The organism is Bernardetia aquimarina (assembly GCF_042180575.1).
GTDB lineage: Bacteria > Bacteroidota > Bacteroidia > Cytophagales > Bernardetiaceae > Bernardetia.
Map to the genome: position 1 here is coordinate 4,135,066 of NZ_CP170094.1, position 24,893 is coordinate 4,159,958.

22 protein-coding genes are annotated in these 24,893 nt (G+C 32.7%); 9 read left to right on the top strand and 13 right to left on the bottom strand.

Features of this window, described 5'->3' with window-relative positions; genetic code table 11:
• Positions 1–63: 63 nt before the first annotated feature.
• From nrfD to ACE193_RS17685, 6 genes are all read left to right on the top strand, one after another.
• Positions 64–1,467 (top strand): NrfD/PsrC family molybdoenzyme membrane anchor subunit, encoded by a 1,404-nt coding sequence (gene nrfD / locus ACE193_RS17660; RefSeq protein ID WP_375559545.1) that lies wholly within the window; start codon positions 64–66, stop codon positions 1,465–1,467.
• A gap of 67 nt (positions 1,468–1,534) precedes the next feature.
• Positions 1,535–2,164 carry a DUF3341 domain-containing protein gene (locus ACE193_RS17665; protein ID WP_375559546.1) on the top strand — a complete coding sequence of 210 codons (630 nt, stop codon included), beginning with the start codon at positions 1,535–1,537 and terminating at the stop codon, positions 2,162–2,164.
• 44 nt (positions 2,165–2,208) lie between these two features.
• Positions 2,209–2,916, top strand: coding sequence for a c-type cytochrome (locus tag ACE193_RS17670; RefSeq protein WP_375559547.1), 708 nt, complete (start codon positions 2,209–2,211; stop codon positions 2,914–2,916).
• A 182-nt stretch (positions 2,917–3,098) separates the two neighbouring features.
• Positions 3,099–4,505 (top strand): quinol:cytochrome C oxidoreductase, encoded by a 1,407-nt coding sequence (locus tag ACE193_RS17675; protein ID WP_375559548.1) that lies wholly within the window; start codon positions 3,099–3,101, stop codon positions 4,503–4,505.
• A gap of 356 nt (positions 4,506–4,861) precedes the next feature.
• On the top strand, positions 4,862–5,923 hold the full coding sequence (locus tag ACE193_RS17680) for a cytochrome c oxidase subunit II (protein WP_375559549.1): 1,062 nt from the start codon (positions 4,862–4,864) through the stop codon (positions 5,921–5,923).
• A gap of 95 nt (positions 5,924–6,018) precedes the next feature.
• Positions 6,019–7,911, top strand: a complete 1,893-nt coding sequence (locus ACE193_RS17685; protein ID WP_375559550.1) for a cbb3-type cytochrome c oxidase subunit I — start codon at positions 6,019–6,021, stop codon at positions 7,909–7,911.
• Positions 7,912–8,210: 299 nt separating this feature from the next.
• On the opposite strand, the gene ACE193_RS17690 is transcribed toward ACE193_RS17685, so the two are convergent.
• Both ACE193_RS17690 and ACE193_RS17695 read right to left on the bottom strand, forming a co-directional pair.
• Complete coding sequence (locus ACE193_RS17690; protein ID WP_375559551.1) at positions 8,211–9,431, bottom strand: tol-pal system YbgF family protein; 1,221 nt, start codon at positions 9,429–9,431, stop codon at positions 8,211–8,213.
• An 87-nt stretch (positions 9,432–9,518) separates the two neighbouring features.
• Positions 9,519–10,142 (bottom strand): RNA polymerase sigma factor, encoded by a 624-nt coding sequence (locus ACE193_RS17695; RefSeq protein ID WP_375559552.1) that lies wholly within the window; start codon positions 10,140–10,142, stop codon positions 9,519–9,521.
• 151 nt (positions 10,143–10,293) lie between these two features.
• Between ACE193_RS17695 and ACE193_RS17700 the strand changes: the two genes are divergently transcribed.
• Both ACE193_RS17700 and ACE193_RS17705 read left to right on the top strand, forming a co-directional pair.
• The gene (locus ACE193_RS17700; protein ID WP_375559553.1) at positions 10,294–11,028 is read left to right on the top strand and encodes a hypothetical protein; all 735 of its coding nucleotides are present in this window, start codon (positions 10,294–10,296) and stop codon (positions 11,026–11,028) included.
• Between the two features lie 137 nt (positions 11,029–11,165).
• Positions 11,166–12,116 carry an endonuclease/exonuclease/phosphatase family protein gene (locus tag ACE193_RS17705; RefSeq protein ID WP_375559554.1) on the top strand — a complete coding sequence of 317 codons (951 nt, stop codon included), beginning with the start codon at positions 11,166–11,168 and terminating at the stop codon, positions 12,114–12,116.
• Positions 12,117–12,167: 51 nt separating this feature from the next.
• Here the strand turns inward: ACE193_RS17705 and ACE193_RS17710 are convergent, their stop codons facing one another.
• From ACE193_RS17710 to ACE193_RS17755, 10 genes are all read right to left on the bottom strand, one after another.
• Entirely contained in the window at positions 12,168–12,575 is a 408-nt protein-coding gene (locus ACE193_RS17710; RefSeq protein WP_375559555.1) for a DUF6970 domain-containing protein, read from the bottom strand.
• A 70-nt stretch (positions 12,576–12,645) separates the two neighbouring features.
• Complete coding sequence (locus ACE193_RS17715; RefSeq protein WP_375559556.1) at positions 12,646–13,041, bottom strand: hypothetical protein; 396 nt, start codon at positions 13,039–13,041, stop codon at positions 12,646–12,648.
• A gap of 71 nt (positions 13,042–13,112) precedes the next feature.
• Complete coding sequence (locus tag ACE193_RS17720; protein ID WP_375559557.1) at positions 13,113–13,493, bottom strand: DUF6970 domain-containing protein; 381 nt, start codon at positions 13,491–13,493, stop codon at positions 13,113–13,115.
• Between the two features lie 71 nt (positions 13,494–13,564).
• Positions 13,565–13,957: a hypothetical protein gene (locus tag ACE193_RS17725; protein ID WP_375559558.1), complete on the bottom strand. Its 393-nt coding sequence runs from the start codon at positions 13,955–13,957 to the stop codon at positions 13,565–13,567.
• 71 nt (positions 13,958–14,028) lie between these two features.
• Positions 14,029–14,424 carry a DUF6970 domain-containing protein gene (locus ACE193_RS17730; protein WP_375559559.1) on the bottom strand — a complete coding sequence of 132 codons (396 nt, stop codon included), beginning with the start codon at positions 14,422–14,424 and terminating at the stop codon, positions 14,029–14,031.
• Complete coding sequence (locus tag ACE193_RS17735; protein ID WP_375559560.1) at positions 14,421–17,012, bottom strand: M4 family metallopeptidase; 2,592 nt, start codon at positions 17,010–17,012, stop codon at positions 14,421–14,423. The genes ACE193_RS17730 and ACE193_RS17735 overlap by 4 nt, the downstream gene beginning before the upstream one ends.
• 445 nt (positions 17,013–17,457) lie before the next feature.
• Positions 17,458–18,360: a MerR family transcriptional regulator gene (locus ACE193_RS17740; protein WP_375559561.1), complete on the bottom strand. Its 903-nt coding sequence runs from the start codon at positions 18,358–18,360 to the stop codon at positions 17,458–17,460.
• Positions 18,361–18,593: 233 nt separating this feature from the next.
• Positions 18,594–19,583, bottom strand: coding sequence for a succinylglutamate desuccinylase/aspartoacylase family protein (locus tag ACE193_RS17745; RefSeq protein ID WP_375559562.1), 990 nt, complete (start codon positions 19,581–19,583; stop codon positions 18,594–18,596).
• A 107-nt stretch (positions 19,584–19,690) separates the two neighbouring features.
• Entirely contained in the window at positions 19,691–20,662 is a 972-nt protein-coding gene (locus ACE193_RS17750; protein ID WP_375559563.1) for a transketolase family protein, read from the bottom strand.
• Positions 20,663–20,918: 256 nt separating this feature from the next.
• Positions 20,919–21,641 (bottom strand): hypothetical protein, encoded by a 723-nt coding sequence (locus ACE193_RS17755; RefSeq protein ID WP_375559564.1) that lies wholly within the window; start codon positions 21,639–21,641, stop codon positions 20,919–20,921.
• A gap of 499 nt (positions 21,642–22,140) precedes the next feature.
• On the opposite strand from ACE193_RS17755, the gene ACE193_RS17760 reads away from it, so the two are divergent.
• A complete protein-coding gene (locus ACE193_RS17760) occupies positions 22,141–23,964 on the top strand; it encodes an acyl-CoA dehydrogenase family protein (protein ID WP_375559565.1) in 1,824 nt (607 codons plus the stop codon).
• 136 nt (positions 23,965–24,100) lie between these two features.
• Here the strand turns inward: ACE193_RS17760 and ACE193_RS17765 are convergent, their stop codons facing one another.
• Positions 24,101–24,880: a hypothetical protein gene (locus tag ACE193_RS17765; RefSeq protein WP_375559566.1), complete on the bottom strand. Its 780-nt coding sequence runs from the start codon at positions 24,878–24,880 to the stop codon at positions 24,101–24,103.
• Positions 24,881–24,893: the final 13 nt, after the last annotated feature.

Consider the following 24,893-nt stretch of genomic DNA (forward strand, 5'->3'; position numbering starts at 1 on the left):
CTTACTTTAAAAAATATATTAAAGAAAATAATTAGATAATCATCACAACATTATTACATCATCATGCAAATAATATCAGATGTACGAGAACCCTTAGTAACTGGTGATAAGACCTATCACGATATTACAAAGGATATTGCAGGAAGAGTAGAAGATAGTCCAGCTCCATTATGGTGGGGGGCTTTTGCTTTTGCTTTAGTTCTGCTTGTAGCAGGAGGAGCATTCTTAGGAGATATGCTTTGGAACGGAATTGGTCGTTGGGGTTTGAATAAAACCGTACAATGGGCTTGGGATATTACCAACTTTGTTTGGTGGGTAGGTATCGGTCACGCAGGAACACTTATTTCTGCCGTACTTTTACTTTTCCGTCAAAAATGGCGTACAGCTATTAACCGTGCAGCAGAAGCAATGACAATTTTTGCCGTTATTTGTGCAGCCGTTTGGCCTATTGTTCACATGGGTCGTCCTTGGTTAGGGGCTTATTGGGTATTACCTATTCCAAATACATTTGGTTCTCTGTGGGTAAACTTCAATTCTCCACTTCTTTGGGACGTTTTTGCCATTTCAACATACTTCTCTGTATCACTTGTTTTCTGGTTTATGGGACTTGTACCTGACTTTGCGACCATCCGTGACCGTGCTGTTACTCGTTTTGGTCGTATTTTTTATGGTGCGCTTAGTCTTGGCTGGGTAGGTGGTGCAAAGGCTTGGGTTCATTACGAATCTATGTCATTGATTTTGGCAGGTCTTTCTACACCTCTTGTACTTTCAGTACATACGATTGTAAGTATGGACTTTGCAACCTCAGTAATTCCAGGGTGGCACACAACAATCTTTCCTCCTTACTTTGTTGCAGGAGCAATTTTCTCAGGATTTGCGATGGTACTTACGCTTATGATTATCACTCGTAAAGTGTATAAACTAGAGCATTATATTACTTTAGAGCATATCGAACTGATGAACATTATTATCATGGTAACTGGTTCAATCGTAGGTATTGCTTATATTACAGAATTATTTATGGCTTGGTATTCAGGTGTTCCTTATGAGCAGTACTGTTTTATCAACCGTTCGACAGGAGATTATTGGTGGGCATATTGGTCAATGATGACTTGTAACGTGATTTCTCCACAAGTATTTTGGTTTAAGAAACTTCGTACAAGTATCGTATTTACATTTATCCTTTCTATTATTGTAAATATCGGAATGTGGTTTGAGCGTTTTGTAATTATTGTTACTTCACTTCATAATGATTATCTTCCTTCTTCTTGGACGTATTTCAGTCCAACGGCATGGGATGTAATGTGTTATGTATTTACTTTCGGATTGTTCTTTACATTATTCTTCTTGTTTGCTAAGTTTTTCCCTGTGATAAACATGGCAGAAGTAAAAGCTGTATTGAAATCATCTAACCACCACGTTTATAAAAATAGAGATACCATTAAAGATCCTCATAATGTTGTTTAATTCTCTACTAATTATTCAATTAAATTAAAAGAGAATTTAGATAACTGATATAAAATAGATTATAATTATGGCACATACATCAAATACAATGGAAGTAGATAAACACTATATATTAGGAGTATATAGTGATGAAGATGACCTCAAACACGGTGTTGATCATATCCGTGAAAAAGGAGTTTCTATCTATGAAGTATTTAATCCATACCCAGTTCATGGACTGGAGAAAAATTTAGGGTACGGACATTCTTGGCTTCCAAAAGCAGCCTTTATGTTTGGAGCATTAGGAACTACTTGTGCAATTACGATGCAAACAGGTATGATGGGCGCACTTTGGCCTATGATTATTGGTGGAAAGCCTTTTATTTCTATTCCTGATTTTGTTCCTGTATCTTTTGAGATGACTGTTCTTTTTTCTGCCTTCGGAATGGTAGGTTCATTTTTGGTTTCTCAAGACTTGAAGCCTTATAAAGTTCCTCGCATTTTCGATCGTCGTAGTACAGATGATAAGCATATTGTAGCTATTGATTTAGCAAAAAATAGCTTGTCAGAAGCAGAAATCAAAACTGTTTTGGAAGAAGCAGGTGCAGAAGAAGTAAATCGTAAAGATTTTACAGAAGAAGAAAATAACCCTTCGTTCTTCAAATATTTGGGTGATTTATTCAAGCATGGTGTTCGTTCTACGAGCCGTCCTAAATAATTTATTACCTATCTGATTATACAGATTAATTAAAAATAAAAGCAATGAAGCTATTTAATACATTTACATTTTCTACTTTATACGCTGTCTTGGGAGTTGCAATGATGACTCTATTGGCTAGTTGTGGAGCAGAAGAAAATTATCCAGGAGTTGAATATGCACCTCAAATGTATCATTCTGTTCCTTACGAACCACTTAGCCAAGTAGTGGAAAACGAAAATCATTGGTACTCTGTGTTTGATGATTATTTCAATACTTCTCCAGCATCTATTTATGGATACTATACAAAAGAAGAATTGGCTGAAAATCCTGATTTAAGAAAAAAGGTTACCAACATGCTTATGCCTCCTGTGGGTACAGTAAAACGTCAGAAATATCAAACTGAAGAGTTAGAAGGTAAATCGCTGTTTTATGAGATGCACAGAGATAGTGTAGAGCTTGCTTCAAAAACTTGGACAAATCCTTTACCAAAAGACGACGAACAAGTATTAGCAGACGGAAAGCATCTTTTCTTGACGTATTGTGCAGCTTGTCATGGTGCAGAAGGAAAAGGTGATGGTAAAGTAGGAGCAGTTTATAATGGTGTTCCTAACTATACAGCAGGTCGTTATAAAACTTTGAATGAAGGTTGGATTTTCCATGTAATTACGTATGGAAAAGGTCGTATGTGGCCTGTAAAAGTTCAGCTTAATCCAGAAGAGCGTTGGAAAGTAGTGCGTTATGTACAACAATTACAACAAGGAAAACCGTAGAAACAATTACGAATTACGAATTATCAATTACGAACTGAAAATCTGCATAGTTTAATTATAAAGATTAGGAGTTCATTTGATTTTTGTTTTATAAGTAAGGAAATCTACTCAATTAATAAGAAAATTACTTAACTGTCTTTAGAAATTATTTCGCAGACTATACATAAACTTTATCAATCGCAATGGCTGCACACAAAGATCATCATTTTGATAGAGAAGCACTAAACGAACAGTTTATCTTCTCAGCAAAAGCTAAAAAAACGATATTTATTATCATAGGGATAGGTGTAATTCTTTCTCTACTAGGGCTATTTTTTATGGCTACTGATTCTGGTCATCATGAGGAAGCACATGCTGCTATCGAAACGACAGGGAATCAACTTTCTGCTCTTCAACAAGAACTTCCAGAAAATGCTCCTACTACTGTTGGAGTGGTTGATGGTAATGAAACTGTTCATGCAGAAGAAGGAGGACATCATGCCTATCACTGGACAAAAAGAGTAAAGGTAAACCTTTGGATAAATGTTATCTTCTTTGTAGGTCTTTCTGTAATTGGAGTTTTTTGGGTAGCTATCCAATATATTTCTATGGCAGGTTGGTCAGCAGGTTTCAAACGTGTTCCTGAGGCATTTGCATCTTTCTTACCTGTTGGTTTGATTTTATTCCTTATTGCTTTTGGATGGGGATACCATGAAATTTTCCACTGGACAGATACTTCATTATATGAAGAGGGAACTGCTGCTTATGATTCTATCATTGCAGGAAAAAGTGGATTCTTGGATATCAAATTTTTCATTGGAGGCTCTATTGTAATTATTGGAGGTTGGTTTTTGTTCCATTTCTTTATTCGTAAGAACTCACTAGCAGAAGATAAAGCAACAGATAAAGCACAAATCAGAAAACATTACCGTAATATGGTAAAATTATCTGCTGCATTTGTAGTATTCTTTGGAGTTACTTCTTCAGTTGCTGCTTGGTGGTGGACACTTTCTATTGATACACACTGGTTTAGTACTATGTTTGGTTGGTATCACTTTGCAAGTTGGTGGGTAGCTGGTATTGCAGCCATTACGCTTACTGTTGTGATGCTTAGAGAAGCAGGTTATTTGAAATTCATCAATGAAAATCATTTACACGATTTAGGTAAATTTGTATTTGCATTTAGTATTTTTTGGACTTACATCTGGTTTAGTCAGTTTTTGCTTATTTATTATGCAAATATTCCCGAAGAAACAGCTTATTATATAGAACGTCTTTCTAGCCCAATTTATAGAAAATATATTCTTATCATTTTGCTTGTAAACTTCATTATTCCATTCTTTGGATTGATGACACGTAATGCAAAACGTAAGATGACTATCTTGAAAGTAATCTGTATTGCTGTAATTATCGGACACTGGTTTGATTTTTACCAAATGATTACTCCAGGTACGCTTCGTGAGCATGGTTCATTTGGTTTCTTAGAAATCGGAATGCCATTTATATTTGTTGGTGTATTTGCTTATTTAGTAGGAATGTCTTTAGCTAAAGCTCCTCTAGTTGCAAAGAACCACCCACTTTTAGAAGAGGCTTACAATCACGAAACTTAGGATTGAATATAAAATAAAGATTCAATATAAATTGAATCAAAGTAAGAATTAAACTGAAATAAGGTTTTTAAATTGGTTTGAAAACCTTATTTTTGTATCACATAGAGAGTAAATAAAAGAAGAATAAATAACTTTCAAGAATAATTGAAAGTTTTGAAAACTTTTTTCTATTACAAATTGCTTATCTATCAAAGACTTACATAACTTTATATGCAGTATTGGAAAAATTAGGTTGAAATTTATATTCTATTTGATTAATAAATTTTAACAAAACAATTTCACTAACAGTATATAATTACTATATAGTATTAAGAATTATATAAAATTTTAATAAAACTTTTAACTGACCTATACAAATGAACGGATTACTTATTGCTGCCGTCGGCGTTCTGTTCCTCGTCTTAATGGCTCTCATCTATCGTGTTTTCATGCTTGTGCGTGTAGCCAAAGATGTTAAAGAACCAAATGCTAGAGATAGCAGAGTGGGAATGTCGAATAAAGTGAATTCGATTTTATTTATCGTATTCTTTTTTGTGCTTTTTGCATCTATTTTTGCTTATGGCTTTTCGGCTAAAGTAAAATATATTTTACCTGAATCATCATCTATACACGGAATAGAAATTGACTTTCTATTTTGGCTTACTACAGCCGTTGTATTCTTTGTCTTTATAATAACACATATTTTGTTGTTCTTTTTTCCTTATATGTATCGTTATCAAGAACACAAAAGAGCTACTTTTATTCCTCATAACAATCAGTTAGAGATTGCTTGGACTATCGTTCCTGCTATTGTTTTGACTGCTCTTGTTGTTACAGGTTGGACAGTTTGGTCTGATATTACTGACCCAGCTCCTGAGGATGCTTTACATATTGAAGTAATGGGAAAACAGTTTAACTGGCAAGTACGTTACGGAGGCAAAGATGGTAAAATTGGTAAATTCAATTATATGAAGACTGATGGAACAAATTCTATGGGAATGGATTTTGAAGCTGATGAGTCTAATTATGATGATTTTATGTACAATGAATTACGTCTTCCTAAAAATCGTCCTGTTCTTTTGAAAATTCGTTCTCGTGATGTATTGCATAGTGTGTTTTTACCTCATTTTAGAGTAAAAATGGATGCAGTACCTGGAATGCCAACACAGTTTTGGTTCACTCCAACAAAAACAGCAGAAGATGTCAAAGTAGAATTAAAAGAAAAAGGTGATCCAAATTGGGATGCTTTTGAATACAAATTAGCTTGTACTGAAATCTGTGGAGGAAGTCATTTTGCTATGTTTATGAAAGTTTCTGTTTTAGAAGCAGATGAATTTCAAAAATGGTATGACTCTGAAGAAGCGTGGGCTTCTAAAAATGTAGATTATTTAAAAAAACAAGGAATCAAGAATATTCCTTCTAATCTTGCTTCTAAATAAGTCAAGTATAAATAATCTAACATTAGGACAACAATACTAATTGAACTATAAATTAACTTTAATACATCTATTTATTATAAATACCAAATATAATTATGTCTGATACAACTCACCATGATGATCATCATGACCATGAGCATCACGGAAATTTTTGGACAAACTATATCTTTTCAACTGACCATAAGGTAATTGCAAAACAATTTTTGTTTACAGCAATATTTTGGGCAATGATAGGAGTAGGTATGTCTGTAATTTTCCGTCTGCAACTTGGTTTTCCTGACGCAGATTTATCTTTCTTAAAACCTATTTTGGGTAAATGGATAGATGCAAGTGGAAAATTAGATAAAGAATTTTACTTAGCACTTGTGACCATGCACGGTACGATAATGGTTTTTTTCGTACTTACAGCAGGTCTTAGTGGAACATTCAGTAATTATCTTATTCCTTTACAAATTGGAGCTGTAGATATGGCTTCTGGTTTTATGAATATGCTTTCTTATTGGTTCTTTGCAGCAGCAGGACTAATTATGTTTTATTCATTATTCATTGAAACAGGTCCTGCATCTGGAGGTTGGGTAATTTATCCACCACTTAGTGCATTGCCACAAGCTATGCCTGGTTCTGGATTAGGTATGACTCTTTGGTTATCTAGTATGGCATTGTTTATCATCTCAACTCTATTGGGTGGTATCAACTATATTTCTACAGTAATCAATATGCGTACTCGTGGTATGTCATTCAATCGTCTTCCACTTACCATTTGGGCATTTTTTATTACTGCAATCATTGGTCTTTTGTCGTTCCCAGTATTGTTCTCAGCAGCATTACTTTTGATTTTTGACCGTAGTTTTGGTACAAGTTTCTTCTTATCTGATATTTATATTGGTGGAGAAGCTCTTCCAAATCAAGGTGGTAGTGCAATTTTGTTCCAACACTTATTTTGGTTCTTAGGACACCCAGAGGTATATATCGTACTTTTACCTGCTCTTGGAATTTCATCAGAAGTAATTGCTACAAATTCAAGAAAACCTATCTTTGGTTATCATGCCATGATTTTGTCTATCATTGGTATTGCAGTTCTTTCATTTATTGTTTGGGCACACCACATGTTTGTAACAGGTATGGACCCTTTCTTAGGAACTATATTTATGTTCTTGACATTAATTATTGCAGTTCCTTCAGCAGTAAAAGCATTTAACTATATTACTACACTTTGGAAAGGTAACTTGGTATTTACGCCAGCTATGCTATTCTCTATTGGTTTAGTTTCACTCTTTATTGTTGGTGGTCTTACAGGTATTCACTTGGCAAGTGCAGCCATTGATATTCAATTACACGATACGTATTTTGTAGTAGCTCACTTTCACCTTGTAATGGGTTCTGCTTCATTCTTTGGTATGCTTGCTGGTATTTATCACTGGTTTCCAAAAATGTTTGGTCGTATGATGGATGCTAAAATGGGTTATTTCCACTTTTGGACAACATTTATCGGAGTGTATGCAATATTCTTCCCAATGCACTTTATTGGTGTAGCTGGATTCCCTCGTCGTTATTATTCACATACTGCATTTGAACCGTTTGGTTTGTTTACAGATTTGAATATGTTTATTAGTACGGCAGCTATTTTGACATTCCTTGCACAATTTGTATTCGTTTTCAACTTTGTTTACTCTATGTTTAAAGGGCGTTTAGCTCCTGCAAATCCTTGGAAATCAAATACTTTAGAATGGACAACTCCTCGCTTCCCTGGACACGGTAACTGGGTGGGAGCAATTCCTCACGTATTCCGTTGGCCTTATGATTATAGTAAGCCAGGTGCAAAGGATGATTTTATTCCTCAACATATTCCTTATTCTGAAACTCCTGAATCTAACTTGCCTTTTGAAGAAAAGTTAGCAGAATTGGAGAAGGAAGAACAAAAAGCAGGAATCAAAATTCAGAAAGAACCTGAAATTAAGACAGTAGATAAAGATGAAGATAATGTTTAAACAAATTATCTAATATATAAACACAAAAATTCCCTATTCTTTTAATTAAGGATAGGGAGTTTTTGTGTTTGGTGGTTAGGGAAATGATTTTTAAATGTTCTTAATCTTATAGAAGAAGATAGTGTGCTAAAATTACTTTTTTTTACAAAAACTATTTTTTACTTTATATTTTTCGTTCTTACTTAGACGACTTAGACGCTCTTTTCTGTCAGTATATGCTGATGAAATGGATGGATACAGGATAGAATCTTGTCAGTATAATTTTTCAAGTTAAGTTAAGAAGCTAAAGTTATATTAAATTACTTCTTCAATAATGATTTGGCTTGACTAGCATATTTACTACCAGAGTTAGCTATTTTCTGTAAAATAGTTTTTGCTTTCTGCTTTTGCTTTATTTTTAAATAAGAATTAGCTAAATACCATTCAGCATCTTGATTATTTTTTTGATAAACAATATCAGATTTTTGCTTCAAGAATTTTTCTAATAAAGGAATTGATTTTGTATAATTGTGATTTTCATAATATGACATTCCTCCAAAATACAAAGCTTGTGCATCATTTGGATTAGTAACTAAATAAGAATCAAAAAGAAGAATTGCTTCAGTATATTTTTTATTTTCATAAGACTGCATTGCATCAAATAGTATTTCTTTTGGAGATTTTTGATTTCTTCCTAAATTATTTTTGTTGTCTATATTAGAAAAAAAGTCATAATCATCATCAGCTAACTGATTTGTATTTGTTGCATTAGAAGAATCATAATTCATTTGTTTATTTCTATTTGAACTTACAATAGGAGAAGAAGCTACAATTTGCTCCGAATTAGCTAAGACAACTTCATCATCTTCGTTTTCTATCTTTTCCTTTTTTCTTATCCAAATATCAGAAGTAGAAAAGTCTTGCTCTGTTCTTGATTCATCTTGATTTAAAGCTAAATTGTTATCAATTTTTTCATTATTTTGATTTGAATTACTATTTGATTGTGTTTGTGTTATTTCTTCATATTTAAGTTTTTCTATTAATTTTTCTTCTACATTATCACTCATATCTTGTTCTTCATTCAAAGCAAGCGAATTTTTACTATCTTTTTTTGCCTCTATTGCATCCTGTTTAGCTTGTGAGACATCAAAAGCATCTTGTTCTGTAAATTCATCTCGCTGTAAATCTCCGAGTCCTTTCATTAGACCAAATAGAACTACAAAAACTAAAGCCACTGAAGCTGCTGCATAAAAAACTCTATAGTCTTTCTTATAAAAACCTCGCTCTTTATTATAGTTTTTGATTTCTTTATTGAGCCAGTTTGTACTGGCAGCAATATTTACTTTAAAATCAGCATTGGCAAAACCTTCTGAGGCTTCGGTAGCAAAATCTGAATTTAGAAGTTGTTTTTCTACTTCGTGTAACTCTTCTTTCGTGAGTTTTTTATCTATATATTTTTGTAAAGTTTTGACATCAATATTTGAAGAGCGTTCTAAAATGCTCCTTATTTTTTTTTCTTTATTGGTATTGCTTTGACTCATGATTTTATCATTTCATTTTAGAAACTTATACTTTCCGAAAGCTAAAGCATTCGGTACATTTTCGCACCTTAAAAGGTACGCTACATTTTATTGCATAAACAACATCCAAAAAACTAAAGTTAAGATTCCTAACTGTTTTTTGATATTTCGTTTTCCATTTTGAAGAAAACTTTTTACTTTAGAAAGTGAAAAACCTGTAAGCTCTACAATTTCTTGATAACTTTTTTCTTCCAAAAAGAAAAGTTCTACACATTGTTTTTGTTCAGGGTTAAGCATTTCTAATGCGTCTTCAATGCTAGTTAGTCGTTCTTCCTTCTCATGTTTTTCGCTTTTATTAGATAGATGCCAATCTGGGTCAGAATCCATACGCTCATCGTCTTGATTAGTAAAATAATCTTCACTTCGCTTAAATTCTCTTTGGCGTTGGCGCAGATACATCAAACAATAATTTTGAGTAAGACGATGCAACCAAGGAGGGAAATTTTGTATCTCAAAACGTAGAAGGTCAGTCAATAGCTTTTCAAAAATAAGCAAAACAGCATCTTTACTGTCTTGCTCATCTTTGAGATATTTCAGGCAAACACCATATACCAAGTGGGTATAACGCTCAAAAAGCTCTCCCACGAATTTATTATCTCGGGTGTCTTTATAGGCTTCTATAAGTTCTAAATCCGAACGAGGACTTTTTTTGGAAAATAATTTGACAAACATTCTTATTCAAAAATCAATTAAGGAGTAAAATCATTTATAACTCTTATGTTTTATAGAGTAATACAAAATCACTAAATAGAGTTCAAAAATTCAAAAAGAGTTGCATCTCACACATCTATCATTACTATAACTACAAACTAATTACCAATTTATGAAAAATCTATCTCTATCAATCTATAAATGCGCTACAAAATTACATAATTTATTCTCGCTTCGCTTTTATTTTGCTTTTCTTATTTTGAGTGTTTTTATTTTTTCTCAAAAAACATTTGCTCAAGTAGAATTTAATTTGAGATTACAAACAGGTTTTCCAATAGAGGAGTTTGCTCAAAATAATGAATCTATTGCTTTTGGAATTGGTGGAATGCTGCTTGTTCCTCTTACTGAAGATGAGTCTGTGGTTTCTTTAGGTTTGGATGCTGGTTATATGATTTATGGAATGAAGTCAGAAGATTATACAGATAATAATGGTTTTGATTATACTCTGAATACAAATAATAATATTTTTGAGAGTTTTGCAATGGTTCGTTTTAAGCCTCGTTGGGTAGATTCTTTTATTTATCCGTATGTAGATGGACTTTTGGGAGGACGATATATTTATACAAGAACGACCGAAGAAGAAGATGGAGAAGATATAAATTCATTTATAGAACAAGATGGATTTTCTTTTGCGTATGGTGGTGCTGGAGGAGTTCTTCTTTCGCTTTCAGAAGAAATAAAATTAGATATTCGTGCTGTTTATACACAAGGAAGTAAAGCAAAATATTTGACTAAAAATTCTATTTATCCTGACCCTTTATTTCCAGATGAATTTATTTATGATATCAAAAGAACAAGAACAGATATGCTTACCTTTCAAGTAGGAATTACATTTTTTATTGAGTAATTGTAAATAAATTTGATTTGCAAAGTTAAAGTCTTTTCTGATATAAGCTAGAAAATTAGTATCATTGTAATTAAATAATTGAAGACAGGTTTAAGCATAACACTTCGAATCTGTGTTTTTACAATAAAGCTTATCTAATGAAAAAAAATATACTTTTACTTTTAGCCTTTTTTGTTTTATTTTCATCAAATACTTCTTGTGATTCTTTAGAGAACAAAACACAGGATAATTATCCTAATACTTCTATTCTTTCTGATAATTCTGTTGGAGAAAATAAAAAAGAGGAGAATACTCAAAACATTAACTTTAAAGGAGAAACTATAAAGGTTTTGTCTTGGAATTTATACAATTTTGGAAAATCAAAAGATGCAAAAGAGATTGAATATATTGCTAAAAAACTAAAGGATTATGATATTGTAGCTATTCAAGAAGTTTCGACTTCGTTGTATGGTATTCGTGCTGTTGGAAAATTAGCCAATGAACTTAATAGAACAGGAAGTAAATGGGAATATAAAATAAGCGAACCTACTTCGGGAAATGGCAAAGAACGCTATGCCTACGTATGGAAAACGGCTACAAAAAATGCTAAAATTTCTCTCAAAAAAGACTGGTTAGAAGAAAGTATCGAAGCCAAAGTAGATAGAGAACCTTATATGGGAAGGTTTGAAATTAATTATAAAAAAGATAAAACAACAAATACAGTATTGATTGGAAGTTTTCATGCTGTACCAAAAAGCAAAGACCCTGAAAAAGAAGTTGTTTTCTTAGAAGAAATTCCAAATCGATACAAGACGGATAATATTTTGATTTTGGGAGATTTTAATTTGGATGGAAAACATGAAGCATTTGATGTGCTACGTAATCGTTCTTTTGTAGCAGCTTTTAAAGGACAAAAAACAAGTCTTCGAATGAAAGAAAAAGACGGAAATCCATTAAATGAAGAATATGATAATATTTTCGTAGAAACAAGAGCTTTTGTTATTAAGAAAGCAGATGTAATTCATTTTTATAAAGATTACAATAGCCTAAAAGATGCTCGTTATATTTCTGACCATATCCCTATTTGGGTAGAACTTGGTCTTAAATAAATAAAACCAACACAGATTACTGAAAATCTATGCTGGTTTTTGTTGTTTGGGTTATCGGTTGTCTTGCCAAATCGTTTCTATAAACTCAACATTACTACTATTCCAATCTGGACAACTATTTTCTGATGGAATCATAGAAAAGGTACATACTATATTGCATTTTGAATCTAGGACAACAGCATTAGGATATTTAGAACATTCATAATTATCTGTATCATTTAATAAAAAAACAGTTTCATTTCTAAATTTAAACTTTCTGATAGATGCCCTATTTTCTCCTATATATTTTATAGAGCAAGAATTAACCCGTTCAATAAAATCTATTACTAACTCACATTCCATAATATTTCTTTCTTCAGTAGGAGGAATTTCAGAAACAACAGTAACCTCATTGGTAGTTTCAAAACAAGAGGTAAATATGAATAAAAAAGCGATGGCGAAAAAAATTAAATTTTTCATTTTTTTAGGTAGTTGTAGAGTAAAAACCAGCATAAATTACTGAAAATCTATGCTGGTTTTTTGTTTGGGTTTATCTTTCGTCTTGCCATACAGTTTCTATAAAAACTAAACCGTCATTGAAATCATCAGGACAAATTCCACCCATTGTACCATGGTTACTACTACAGACAACTTCACAATTAATATTGTAATATAATATCTCTACATATTCATCTACAAAAGGTTTTCCCCCTTTGTCTAGTCTATAGAAAAAGTTACCATTCTTATTATATTTTTTCAAAGTTGGACGAGGTTCACGAGGTTCATTGTTTGCCACATATTCAATAAAGTCTGTAACCTCATCACATTTCATAACGTCAAAATCTCCTGTAGGCTCTTCCTCTGGCACAACAGTAATTTCTTCTTCTTTCTCAAAACAAGAAAAAAGAACAAAACATAAGCTAAGAATTAAAATTAAATTTTTCATTTTTTGATGTATTTTAAAGTGAAAACCTAGTACAGATTACTGAAAATCTATGCTAGGTTTTTGGTTGGGGTTTATCTGTTGTCTTGCCAAATGGTTTTTACTAATTTTGCGTCTTGCCAATTTTCACATCTTTCCTCAGGAAGTTGAGAAAATACACAAATTACTTCGCATTGGGCATTAACTACATAAGTTGTTACTTCATCATCTATATTTTCATCATCTCCTAGATAAAATAAATATACATTACTATTTTTATATGAATATTCCTTTACATAAGCTCTAAGAGTGCGTGGAGGTTCGTTCTCAACAATTTCTATAAAATTACGATACCTTTCACATACTTTTATATCTCCTTCAATAGGTTCATCTGGAACAACAGTAACTTCTTCTTCTTTCTCAAAACAAGAAAAAAGAATAAAACATAAGCTAAGAATTAAAATTAAATTTTTCATTTTTTTAGGTATTTTCAAGTGAAAACCTAGCATAGATTACTGAAAATCTATGCTAAGTTTTTTTGTTTGGCTTATCTATTATCTACCCATACTGTGTCTATAAGAACTAGATCCGTATAAAATTCTTGAGTACAATCTCCCCCTGTTACTCCATAGTTTGCTCTGCAAATTATTTCACATTCTGTATTTCTATAAATAGTTCCTACAAGTTCATCATAATAAGGTTCTCCTCCTGTATTTGTTGCAAATATAAAAGTAGAACCCTTTTTATATTTTTCTATAGTAGCACGAGGTTCTCTAGGAGGTTCATTTTCTATAAGTTGAATGAATTCTTGAACATCTTGGCATTCCAAAATATTTACATCAACAGGCTCTTCAACTGGAACAACAGTAATCTCTTCTTCTTTCTCAAAACAAGAGAAAAGAACAAAACATAAACTAAGAATTAAAATTAAATTTTTCATTTTTTTAGGTAGTTGTTGAGTGAATAAAACTGGCACAGATTACTGAAAATCTATGCTGGTTTTTGATTAGATTATCTATTATCTCTCCAAACATCCTCTACAAATACTGCCTTTTCTCCCCAATCTAAACAATCTCTTTCTGCATAAACTTGAGAGTTTTTACAAATTACATTACAATTACTATCTACTACTATTCCTATTGCATCTTCCCAATAAGCAGCATAGAAAAAGTGATATACTATTTTCCCATTATAGTTGTACTTTTTGATAGCAGCTCTAGGATCTTGTGAATTATCAGGAGGAGAAATAGATTGAACCTCAGTAATAAAATCTTGTGCTTGTTTACACTCCATAACATTCCCTTCTTCGATAGGTGGTTCAGAAACAACAGTAACCTCTTCTTCTTTCTCAAAACAAGAAGTAAATAAAAATAGACTAGCAACAGCACACAAAATTAAATTTTTCATTTTTTTAGGTATTTTAGAGTGAATAAATTTCCTTCTTTGTCTATTCCTTTAATGAAATAAAGACCAAAAGGAAGTTTTGAGTTAGGTAAAACATTGGTGTTTTCGTAAGTACCATAATTGACACCCATATAATCGTGGATAGTAAATTGTTGGATTTGAATTTGATTTCTACCAGTTGGATATATATCCCAGTCCCATTTACAAGGTATAATATAACTATTTCCATTTAGATCAGTAATTATATCATAACAAGGAAGACCAACACCACCTCCTCCTCCGAGATAGCCATCAGAAGTTATATTTCTAACAAATGGTATTGTACCACATTCATTAGTAACTCCTACTTGCATTTGTGCAGCCCAGTTATAGCAGTTAGCTTGCACTAAAGCAACAAAAACATTAGGATTATAAATATCTAAAGTGGGGGTACAGTTTCCTGTTGGATTGACTAGTTGCCAATCTATATTTGATATTCCTTGTTTAGTAACATCTGTTCCATTTGCTCCTTCAAGATGTACATAGACTTGATAAGGAATGGTTTGTTCATAACGCATTTCTACCTGAGGTTCTCCAATCCAAATATCTTGACGGTAAGCAACACCATCTACGATTGCAATAACATAAGCATGACCAAGCGTATTAGCTAATGTACCATTTAATCTTCCACGAACCGTAACAGAAAGGGACGTTTCATTCATTTTTTCTAAATTAGGAGAAACTTCCCAAACAACGGTAGAAGTAGCATCTACAAATAATAAAGAGTAAGTTTTGTTTCCTCTATCACAAATAACATCTACCTTGCTAGGTTGATTAGTAGGGTCATTGCCTCCACCAAAACCTCCATTGCCACTTATTATACGAGTAGAACATTCATTTCCTCCTACACCAACAGCATACCATGCTTGACAAACTGTTTTTGCTTCGATAGAACCTGCTCCGAATATATCATTGGCTGCTTTAATGGTTTCTATTCTGGCATCTTTATATCCAAAAGTAGGCTCAGATGTAAAGTGTACTGTTTCTGCACGATACACAATTCTAGCAGCTTTTTCTTTTCCTATCCCTTGAACGTCATAAGAATGTTCATTATCATTTGTTCCTGTTTTTCCTTCTGCTAAAATGTAGAACCAGTGAGATAGAATAGTACTATTTACGTGTCTTGCTCCACGTTCAGAATAATCTAACCATAATGCGTCATTCAGATATGTCGAGGGAGTTCCTGAATTATGAGGATTTGACAAATCTCTAATTAATGATATATCACCACCATTAATATAAGTATTGGGATCATTAGGTTTGGCATAATGTGTTACCATAGCTCCCCAAATATCACTAAGTCCCTCTTGTAATGATCCTCCTTCTTCAAAACTTGACAATGAAGATGTAGCGTTTTCTAAGCCATGAGCAAACTCATGACCTACAATATCTATTGATGTCCAAGGATTATTACCATTATTATCACCATACTCCATATGACCATTACCTCTCCAAACAGCTACCCAGTTATTATCTATACTGGAATGAACATAGTTTATAATAGCTTTGCCAGTTCCATCCCAGCTATTTCGTCCATGCTTTTCTAAGAAATAATCATAAGTCATTTCTGCTCCCCAGTGTGCATCTAAGGCTGCATCATCTCGTGCTGCATTTGCATGTTCTGCACTTGTCCAATGATTGTCATTATCTGTAAAATCCCAAAAAGGAGAGTATCCGTCATTTCCTCTCAAATCATAGGTAATTATACCATTTCCACGAGTATAATCATGCAAGCGATACGAACCATTAAAGAATTGATTTTCAAATGTTTGTTTTCCAGAGTAACGAGTCTCTCCACCACCAGTAGCATGCATAATCAATGATTCTTCATAAATTATTTCTCCAGTAGAAGCATCTACAAAGTATTCTTTATGACTTTCAGGAGAAAGAGCATAAATATCAAATTTATAGACCAAACGAACATCTGTATCTTTTTTAGTAATGTTTTTATCCATCAAAAGAAGATCGGCAGTAGGATAATAAGTTGCTTTTGGATTTTGAGTTTCCTCTCTAAGCATTTTTTGCAAATACATATTTTCCCAAGCATATTCTTCTGCTCCTATTTTTTGAATAGTATTTTTGATTGCATTATCTACTGGTGTTAGAGGAACAATACTGTTATTTTCAGTAGGCGTAAAGTGTCCGTTTACACTGCGTAAAAAACCATCTTTGTAAGTAATAACAATCTGCCCCCATTCTACTTTTATTCCTTTATAGTGTTGGAATAATTTTTTAGAATGAATTTCATTTTGTAAAACATAAGAATTAGGTTTTTCTACAAAAGTAGTATTTTCATCAAAACCATAAACAGTTTTGAGAAACTCATAGACTGATTTGTCATCTGATTTTACTTTCGTTGAAATAAAATCGATAAAAGTAGGATTTCCGATAGCATCAGTAGCTAATATTTCGTAGGGTTGTAGTGGTTCTTCCATAGAAGAATCATCTTTACTACCCCCTTGTTGTCCAAAAGAGGTTAGGGTAGTTGTGTTGAATAGTGCCATTACTACAAAAAATCGCAGTAAGACTTGAAATTGACATAGGTGTTTCATAGAAACTAATTGTTAGATTAACAGCACGATTTAAAACTAAATAAAATATAAATGAGTAGGCTTGCATTATCTAAAATAAATTATGCAAATACTACAAGAAATTACGTTGTTAGAAATTTGTTTTGATAAAGGGCTACAAAACAAATACTCTATTAAATGCGCTTAAAAGGGATAAAAGCACATTTTTTATTTTATTCTTACAATTAATTTCTATAATTTTATCGTTTTTGATACAGATTATAGAAGGGGGAAACATTATATTGCGACAGAACATACTGCAATGTTACTTGAAATAATTATATAAATCAAATTGTTCATAAAAATAATTTTAGTGCTTCTGTGAAAAGTAGGTTTATATCTGTTTTAAGAGTATTTCGAACAAAAAAGAGTTTGATTATCTCAAACTCTTCTTCATTAGATTATTAAAGTTATATATTCTGTTGATTTATTCAGCAGCTTTATCTTCTGAATAAGCAATCAAATCTTGTGGTTTTTGTAGAATATGAACATTTTTAGAAGTCTTATAATCCTGTCCCATTACTTGAAAACCAGAAACCAAAACATCAGCATCTGGAAAACGCTCTCCAATTTCAAATAAATATTCTTCTACGGCATTTGCACTCGGCGAAGAAGTAATAATGGTTATCAAAGTAGCAGGTTTGTGAGTAGCATAGACTTCTTGTAAGTCTTTTAAAGGAAGGTTTTGTCCTAAATAAATAACTTGATTTCCTCTCACTTTGAGAAGGTAATAAGAAAATAAAAGTGAAATTTCGTGAAGTTCTCCACTTGGCAAGAATAGAATGTATTTTTTTCCTGTTCCTGCTGATTTATCTCTGTATTGTCCGTCTATGGCTACAATTATTTTCTGACGAATAAGTCCACTAATAAAATGTTCTTGTGCAGGATTGATTGCATTGGTTGTCCAAAGCATTCCTATTCTACTCAAAAAAGGATAGACAATATTGAGCATTGTTTTTTCGAAGCCAAATTGCAAAATACTTGTCGACATTATTCTTTCAAACTGTTCTTCATTAATATCGATAGTTGCTGCTGTCAAAGCACTAATTTGAGATTGATAATCTGAAGTTCTTGAAAGAGTTTCTCTTACTTTTACATAGACTTCATCTTGGGACATTTTGGCAATCTTCGAAATACGAACTCCATTATTATTGAGCAAGGCTACATTGAGCATATATTTCAAGTCTTCCGAATCGTAATAACGAATATTTGTATCTGTTCTTTTGGGTGTAACAAGTTCATAACGTTGTTCCCACATTCTAATGGTATGCGCTCTAATGCCTGTTAGATTTTCTAAATCTCGTATAGAATAAGTATTGGTATCTCGCACGATAGAATAAATTTAAAAGTAAGTAGAGGAAATTATTGATATATAAGTAACTCTTATTCAAAATAAAAAGATACTATTCTGTGTTTTCCTTAGTTGTGAAATAATTTATATAACAACGCAAAAATATAAAATTTGTTTAATATACTTACGAAAATACTAAACAAAAAAAGAACTTTGTGAAACTTCCTTGTACCAAATACCTTTTTTATTCAAAAAATAGCGATAATAATATTCTAATTTGTTCTCCCTAAATGAAATATAGCATCACCTTGATTTACGACTGCTTGGTGGTTAATTGCCACAATATGAGAGCGTTGTTTACAAATAATATCATGATGAAGTTCGCCAAAAGGGTCTGTAAGGCTTCCAATCACTTGTCCTTCCTCTATCATTGAACCATTTCTAACAAAAGACCTAAAAAGACCAGAAAACTTAGCTCGCATCCAAGAGGTTCGTTCTAATATTATAGGTTCTGTAATTCTGTCTGCTCCACGCATTTTTAGCATATCTTCTTTGTCTATCATATTTAAATAATGCATCAAACGAACAGCACCACGCATTCCCTCTTTTACTGGTGCACGATTTAAGCGTTGAGATTCTCCTCCTTCATAAACCATAATAGATTTTCCCTTCTGTTGAGCGACATTACGAAGCGATTTGTCTCTCAGTTTTGCATTTATAATAAAATGAGGAGCAAAAGCACGAGCATATTCTTCATTTTTTCCTTCTGATAAAAGACAACGAAGCTGCGAAAAATTGTTTATTCTTCCTCCTCCTGTATGAAAATCTAAACCTAAATCTATATGAGGCAAAATTTCGGTAGTGAAAGCGTGAGCCACACGACTAGCAAGTGAACCTTCTTTACTCCCTGGAAAACTTCTATTAATATCTTTTCCATCAGGAACTTCCCTAGAAAAGTTTAGGAATCCATAAATATTTAAAAGAGGAATTGCAATGACAGTTCCACGTTTAGGAATTACCAATTCTTTAGAAATTAATTGTCTTATTATCTCTACTCCATTTATTTCATCACCGTGCATTCCTGCAATAAGAAGTAGTGTTTTTCCAGGTTTTTCAGAACGATAAACGAAAACAGGTGTATCAATCGAAGTACGTGAAGGAAGTTTAGCAATATTGAGATTGATTTGTTTGTGTTCGCCTACAGCTACTGAAACTCCATCAATAACAATATCTTTATGATAATTTGGAAATTCGTTTTTCATGTTGTGTGTTTGGTAAAAATAAAAACTAAAATTTACAAAAAAAGGCAATTTATTTCAAATTGCCTTTTTTATCAACTATAGTTGATACTTTGTAGATAACAAGATTTTTAGGCGTTTGCAAATTTAGCTTTACGTTCTAAAACAGCTTTTGCTTTTTTGATAATATCAGTTGAAGTAAGTCCGTATTTTATCATCAATTCTTCAGGTGTTCCACTTTCTCCAAAGCTATCATTTACACCCACAAATTCCATCGGAACAGGATTATTCATCACTAAAGTTTGTGCAATACTACTTCCCAAACCACCCATAATTTGATGCTCTTCGGCAGAAACAGCACATTGTGTTTTAGCAACTGACTTCAAAATAGCTTCTCTATCTAATGGTTTAATTGTATGAATATTGATGATTTCGGCAGAAATTCCTTCTTTTAATAATTCTTCGTGAGCCAAAAGAGCTTCCCAAACTAAGTGTCCAGTTGCAAAAATAGTAACATCTGTTCCTTCTTGTAAAGTAATTGCTTTTCCGATTTCAAACTTTACATCAGTTGGCATAAAAACAGGAACTTTCGGACGACCAAAACGCAAATAAACAGCTCCTTGATGGTCTGCAATAGCTAAAGTAGCTGCTTTTGTTTGGTTATAATCACAAGGATTGATAACTGTCATGTGAGGAAGCATTTGCATCATTCCAATATCTTCCAAAATTTGGTGTGTTGCTCCATCTTCTCCAAGCGTGATACCTGCATGAGAAGCACAAATTTTGACATTTTTACCTGAATAAGCAATCGACTGACGAATTTGGTCATATACTCTACCTGTTGAAAAATTGGCAAAAGTTCCTGTAAAAGGAATCCAACCACCGATAGTAAGACCTGCTGCAATCCCCATCATATTGGCTTCTGCAATACCAACTTGATAGAAACGCTCTGGAAATTGCTTTTGAAAATCACCCATTTTGAGTGAACCAATAAGGTCAGCACAAAGCGCAACTACTTTAGGGTTTGTTTTGCCTAGCTCTGTAAGTCCGTCGCCAAAACCTGAACGAGTATCGTTTTTCTTTTCGAAAGTATATTTTTTCATGTTCTTAAAACAAGGAGTGAAATGATAGAAATAAGAAGAAGAATCTATTTATTAATACAAAGATAAAGGGTTTTGAAGTAAAATGCTAATGATTTGGGGAATAGGGATTAGGACATGGATATTGGGTAAATACGAATGACAGGGAATTGGGAAATAGATATTAGGGAGATACAAATCAATTAGGGATTAGGGGAAACGGTGTCTCAAAAACTTTATATTTTTATTCTCACATGTCCCAACCTTTATTCTCTAATTCCTATTCTAGCCATTTCTCTACCTGTATTTGTCCTGCTACTCTATATTTTGATTTTCTGATTGTACTGGAACTAAAAGCCAGTTGATTTCTGACTCCTTTCAAAATTCCGTTTGAAGAATGAATAAAATGTGTAGAACCACCATCAGCAAACAAAAAACCTGTATGTGTATCTAATCCTAAAATATAAATTCCATCTCCCATTTCTTCTATTTCTTCCATAAAATCACCAAAATCTTTTTTGACTCTCACTTTTATGAATTTTTTATCAACTGTTTTTCGGATAAGTGTTTCAGAAGCTGCTTGAGCCATTTTTATTCTATCGATGGGATAACCCAAATCTCTCAAAATTGTAGTTACAAAATATCCACAGGCGATTTTTCCTTTTCCTGGAATTTGTGTTGTTCCTGAATAGCTCCATTTTGTTCCGTACCAATATTTACAAACTTCTTCAAAGCTATTTTCAAAGGTTTTTTGTGCTTTGTCTAAAACTTTTTCTTTTTCTGACTCTGTTTTGGCAGCTTGATATTCTTTTTTGAGTAAATCTTGTTTGATTTTAATTTCTGAAAGTAAAATTTTGTAATCAGAATGAGAATAATACCAATGATAAAACGGAGTTTGGTATTTATAAGGAGAAAGATAAAAACCTATTGCAGCCAAAATAATAACTACAATAGAAAGTTTTAGGAATAATCGGAGTAAGAATCGTTTTAGACGTTTTAACATTGCTTTTGGTTTGTATGAGATATATTCTTAAATATACTAGAATTTATGAATCTTGGATTCAAACTGACCTAAAGTTATTCAACTATTTCTCTAAATTTCATTTTATTCTATCAAATAAACAGAGCTTAACAAAAGATTTATTCGTTCAAAAAAGCCTTTTGCAGAATTAATTCATAAAATTTTAAAAAAAAGTCGATTTTTTTTCATTTTTTTCTAACATTATTCGTCGTGCATACGTTTATTTTAGTAAATTTGTCAGAATAGTATGCAAGCATACAAAGAAGGCGTAATTGATTTCTGTTTTGTATTTACAAACAAACTCACACACAGTTTGAATGAGAGGTAAAAAAATAAATTAGAAATAAAAAATTACCAAAACTGTAAGCAAATTCATACTCAAAAAAATATACTATAAACTGTATTAAAAATTCATTCTGTTCGCTTACCAAATAAAGCTAAGACAGATAGAGGAGTTTTTACTACCTAAACAAAACAATATATGTCAAACGTAGCAGAACAAGAAGCATTGAAAGAAGCCTTGAGAGGTGGAGAGTTTTTAATTAAAGAAACAAAAGCAGAAGATATTTTTATTCCTGAAGAGTTTTCAGAAGAGCAGCAAATGATGGCAAAAGCTACTGATGATTTTGTGGACATGGAAATTACTCCTATTGCACAGAAAATTGATAAAATGGAAGATCCAAAACTTATGCCTTCTCTTTTGGATAAAGCAGGAGAATTAGGTCTTTTAGGAATTGGTGTTCCTGAGGCTTTGGGAGGTCTTGGAATGGATTTTAATACAACCATGCTTATCGCTGATGTTGTGGGTTCGGCAGGTTCATTTTCTACTGCATATGGAGCGCATACAGGAATCGGAACACTTCCAATTTTGTATTATGGTAATGAAGAGCAAAAGAAAAAATATATTCCTAAACTTGCTAGTGGTGAGTGGAAAGCATCATATTGTTTGACTGAGCCTGATGCAGGTTCGGATGCAAACTCTGGAAAAACAAAAGCTGTTTTGTCAGCAGATGGAAAATCATACTCTATCACAGGACAAAAAATGTGGATAACAAATGCAGGTTTTGCAGATGTAATGATTGTTTTTGCTCGTATTGAAGATGACAAAAATCTTTCTGCATTTATTGTTGAGAGTGGTTTTGGTGGAATTACAATGAATGAAGAAGAGCAAAAATTAGGTATTAAAGGTTCTTCTACTCGTCAAGTATTCTTTAATGATACAGTTGTGCCTGTTGAAAATATGCTTTCTGAGCGTGGCAACGGTTTCAAAATTGCTGTTAATATCTTGAATATTGGTCGTATCAAATTAGGTGCTGGTGTTCTTAATGGTTGCCGTGCAGTAATTCGTCATTCAGTTCGTTATGGTAATGAGCGTAAGCAATTTAATACTCCTATTTCTTCTTTTGGAGCAATTAAATACAAATTAGCAGAAATGACAGCTCGTAATTATGCCACGGAATCATTGTGTTATGCAGCAGGTCAAGATATTGATGACCGTATTACTTATTTACGTAAATCTGGTGTAGATGCAGCAGAATCTAAACTTAAAGGTGTAGAAGAATTTGCTATCGAATGTGCTATTGCTAAGGTTCATGGTTCAGAAACGCTTGATTATTGTGTGGACGAAGGTGTTCAGATTTATGGTGGTATGGGCTTTTCAGAAGATGCTCCAATGTCTCGTGCGTATCGTGATGCACGTATTGCACGTATCTATGAAGGTACAAACGAAATTAATCGTATGCTTTTGGTAGGTATGATTTTGAAACGTGCAATGAAAGGTGATTTGGATATTCTTTCTCATGCAAAAGCAGTAGGAAAAGAACTTCTTCAAATGCCTGCTCCTGCAAATATCGACCGTACTCAACCTTTTGCAACAGAAAAAGAGCTTATCGCTCGTATGAAAAAAGCTGTTTTGATGGTAGCTGGAAAAGCTGCTCAAACATTTGGTGCAAAACTTAATGATGAGCAAATCCTTCTTATGGCAGTTGCTGATATGATTATTGAAGTATATGCAGCAGAAACAGCTATTATGCGTGCTGAAAAATTAGTTAAGCATCATGGAGAAAGTGTTGATGGAATGAAAGCAAAATTAGCGACTCTTTATCTTCAATTAGCAGTAAATAAATTGGAAGCAAAAGGACGTGAAGCAATTTCTTGTTTTGTAAAAGGAGACGAAATGCGTGTTCTTTTGATGGGCTTAAAACGTTTTACTAAGCACGAACCAATCAATCAGCGTGAACTTCGTCACGAAATTGCTGATATGATGATTGAGAAAAATGATTATGCGTACAAACTTTGGTCATAATTCAATTATAAATTAGTTTGTAATTCTATATAAATAAAAAAGCCTTATAAAGTTTCTTTTTAGAAATTTTATAAGGTTTTTTTATTTTCAAAAAATCAAAACAATCATTTCAAAAATCAACTTCCTGATAACTGATTTAAGCTTCTTTTATAAATCGAACTAACTGCCTAGCTTGATTTAAAAACTGTGCATCTTCTGAAAGCGACGCTATTTTTGTTTCTGTTTGTTTGACAAGTGCTTGATGATTGGATTGTGTTTGAACATTCAGACTTTCAAAGTTTTGACGAATTTGTCGCATTGATTCTCTAAGTTCTTGTATTTCATTTTCCTTTCTATTTACCCAAGAATTTGAATTTTCTGTATCTAGTTTTTCAGTCAATGCCAAAACTTCATATTTTAATTGTTCCAAATCAGCAGTAACTTTATTAATATCTTCTCTAGGATATTTTATTCGTTGTTGCATATTCGAAAGACGATATGAAATATACTCATACATTCTGACAGAAGGACGAAGAGCCGTCAGAGCAAGTGCAAAACCAGCACCGATATAACCAACAATACTAATACCTGTTTTTGCTAAAATATAAAGCCCAACAGCCGATAAAATATGTAACAAGATAGCTACAAAAAGATACGTTTTAGAGATTTTTTGAGCATAATCAATGTCAATATTTTCGACTGAAATACCTGTTTTTTGAGATTCTTTTACGTCTGATAAAATTTCTTTTGCCTTAAAGTGCATATTCCAAGGAACAGTTGTGATAAGCAAAAGCCACCAAAAACAACCTATTCCGATTGCCCAATCTATAAAATCGCCTGTTGGAATATCCAGCCATTTCAAAACTCCAAAGACAATTAAAGTAAAAAAAGTAATACCTACTAAAGATGAGCCAACGTCTGATGATGATTTTTTCATGAGTGTAAAGTAA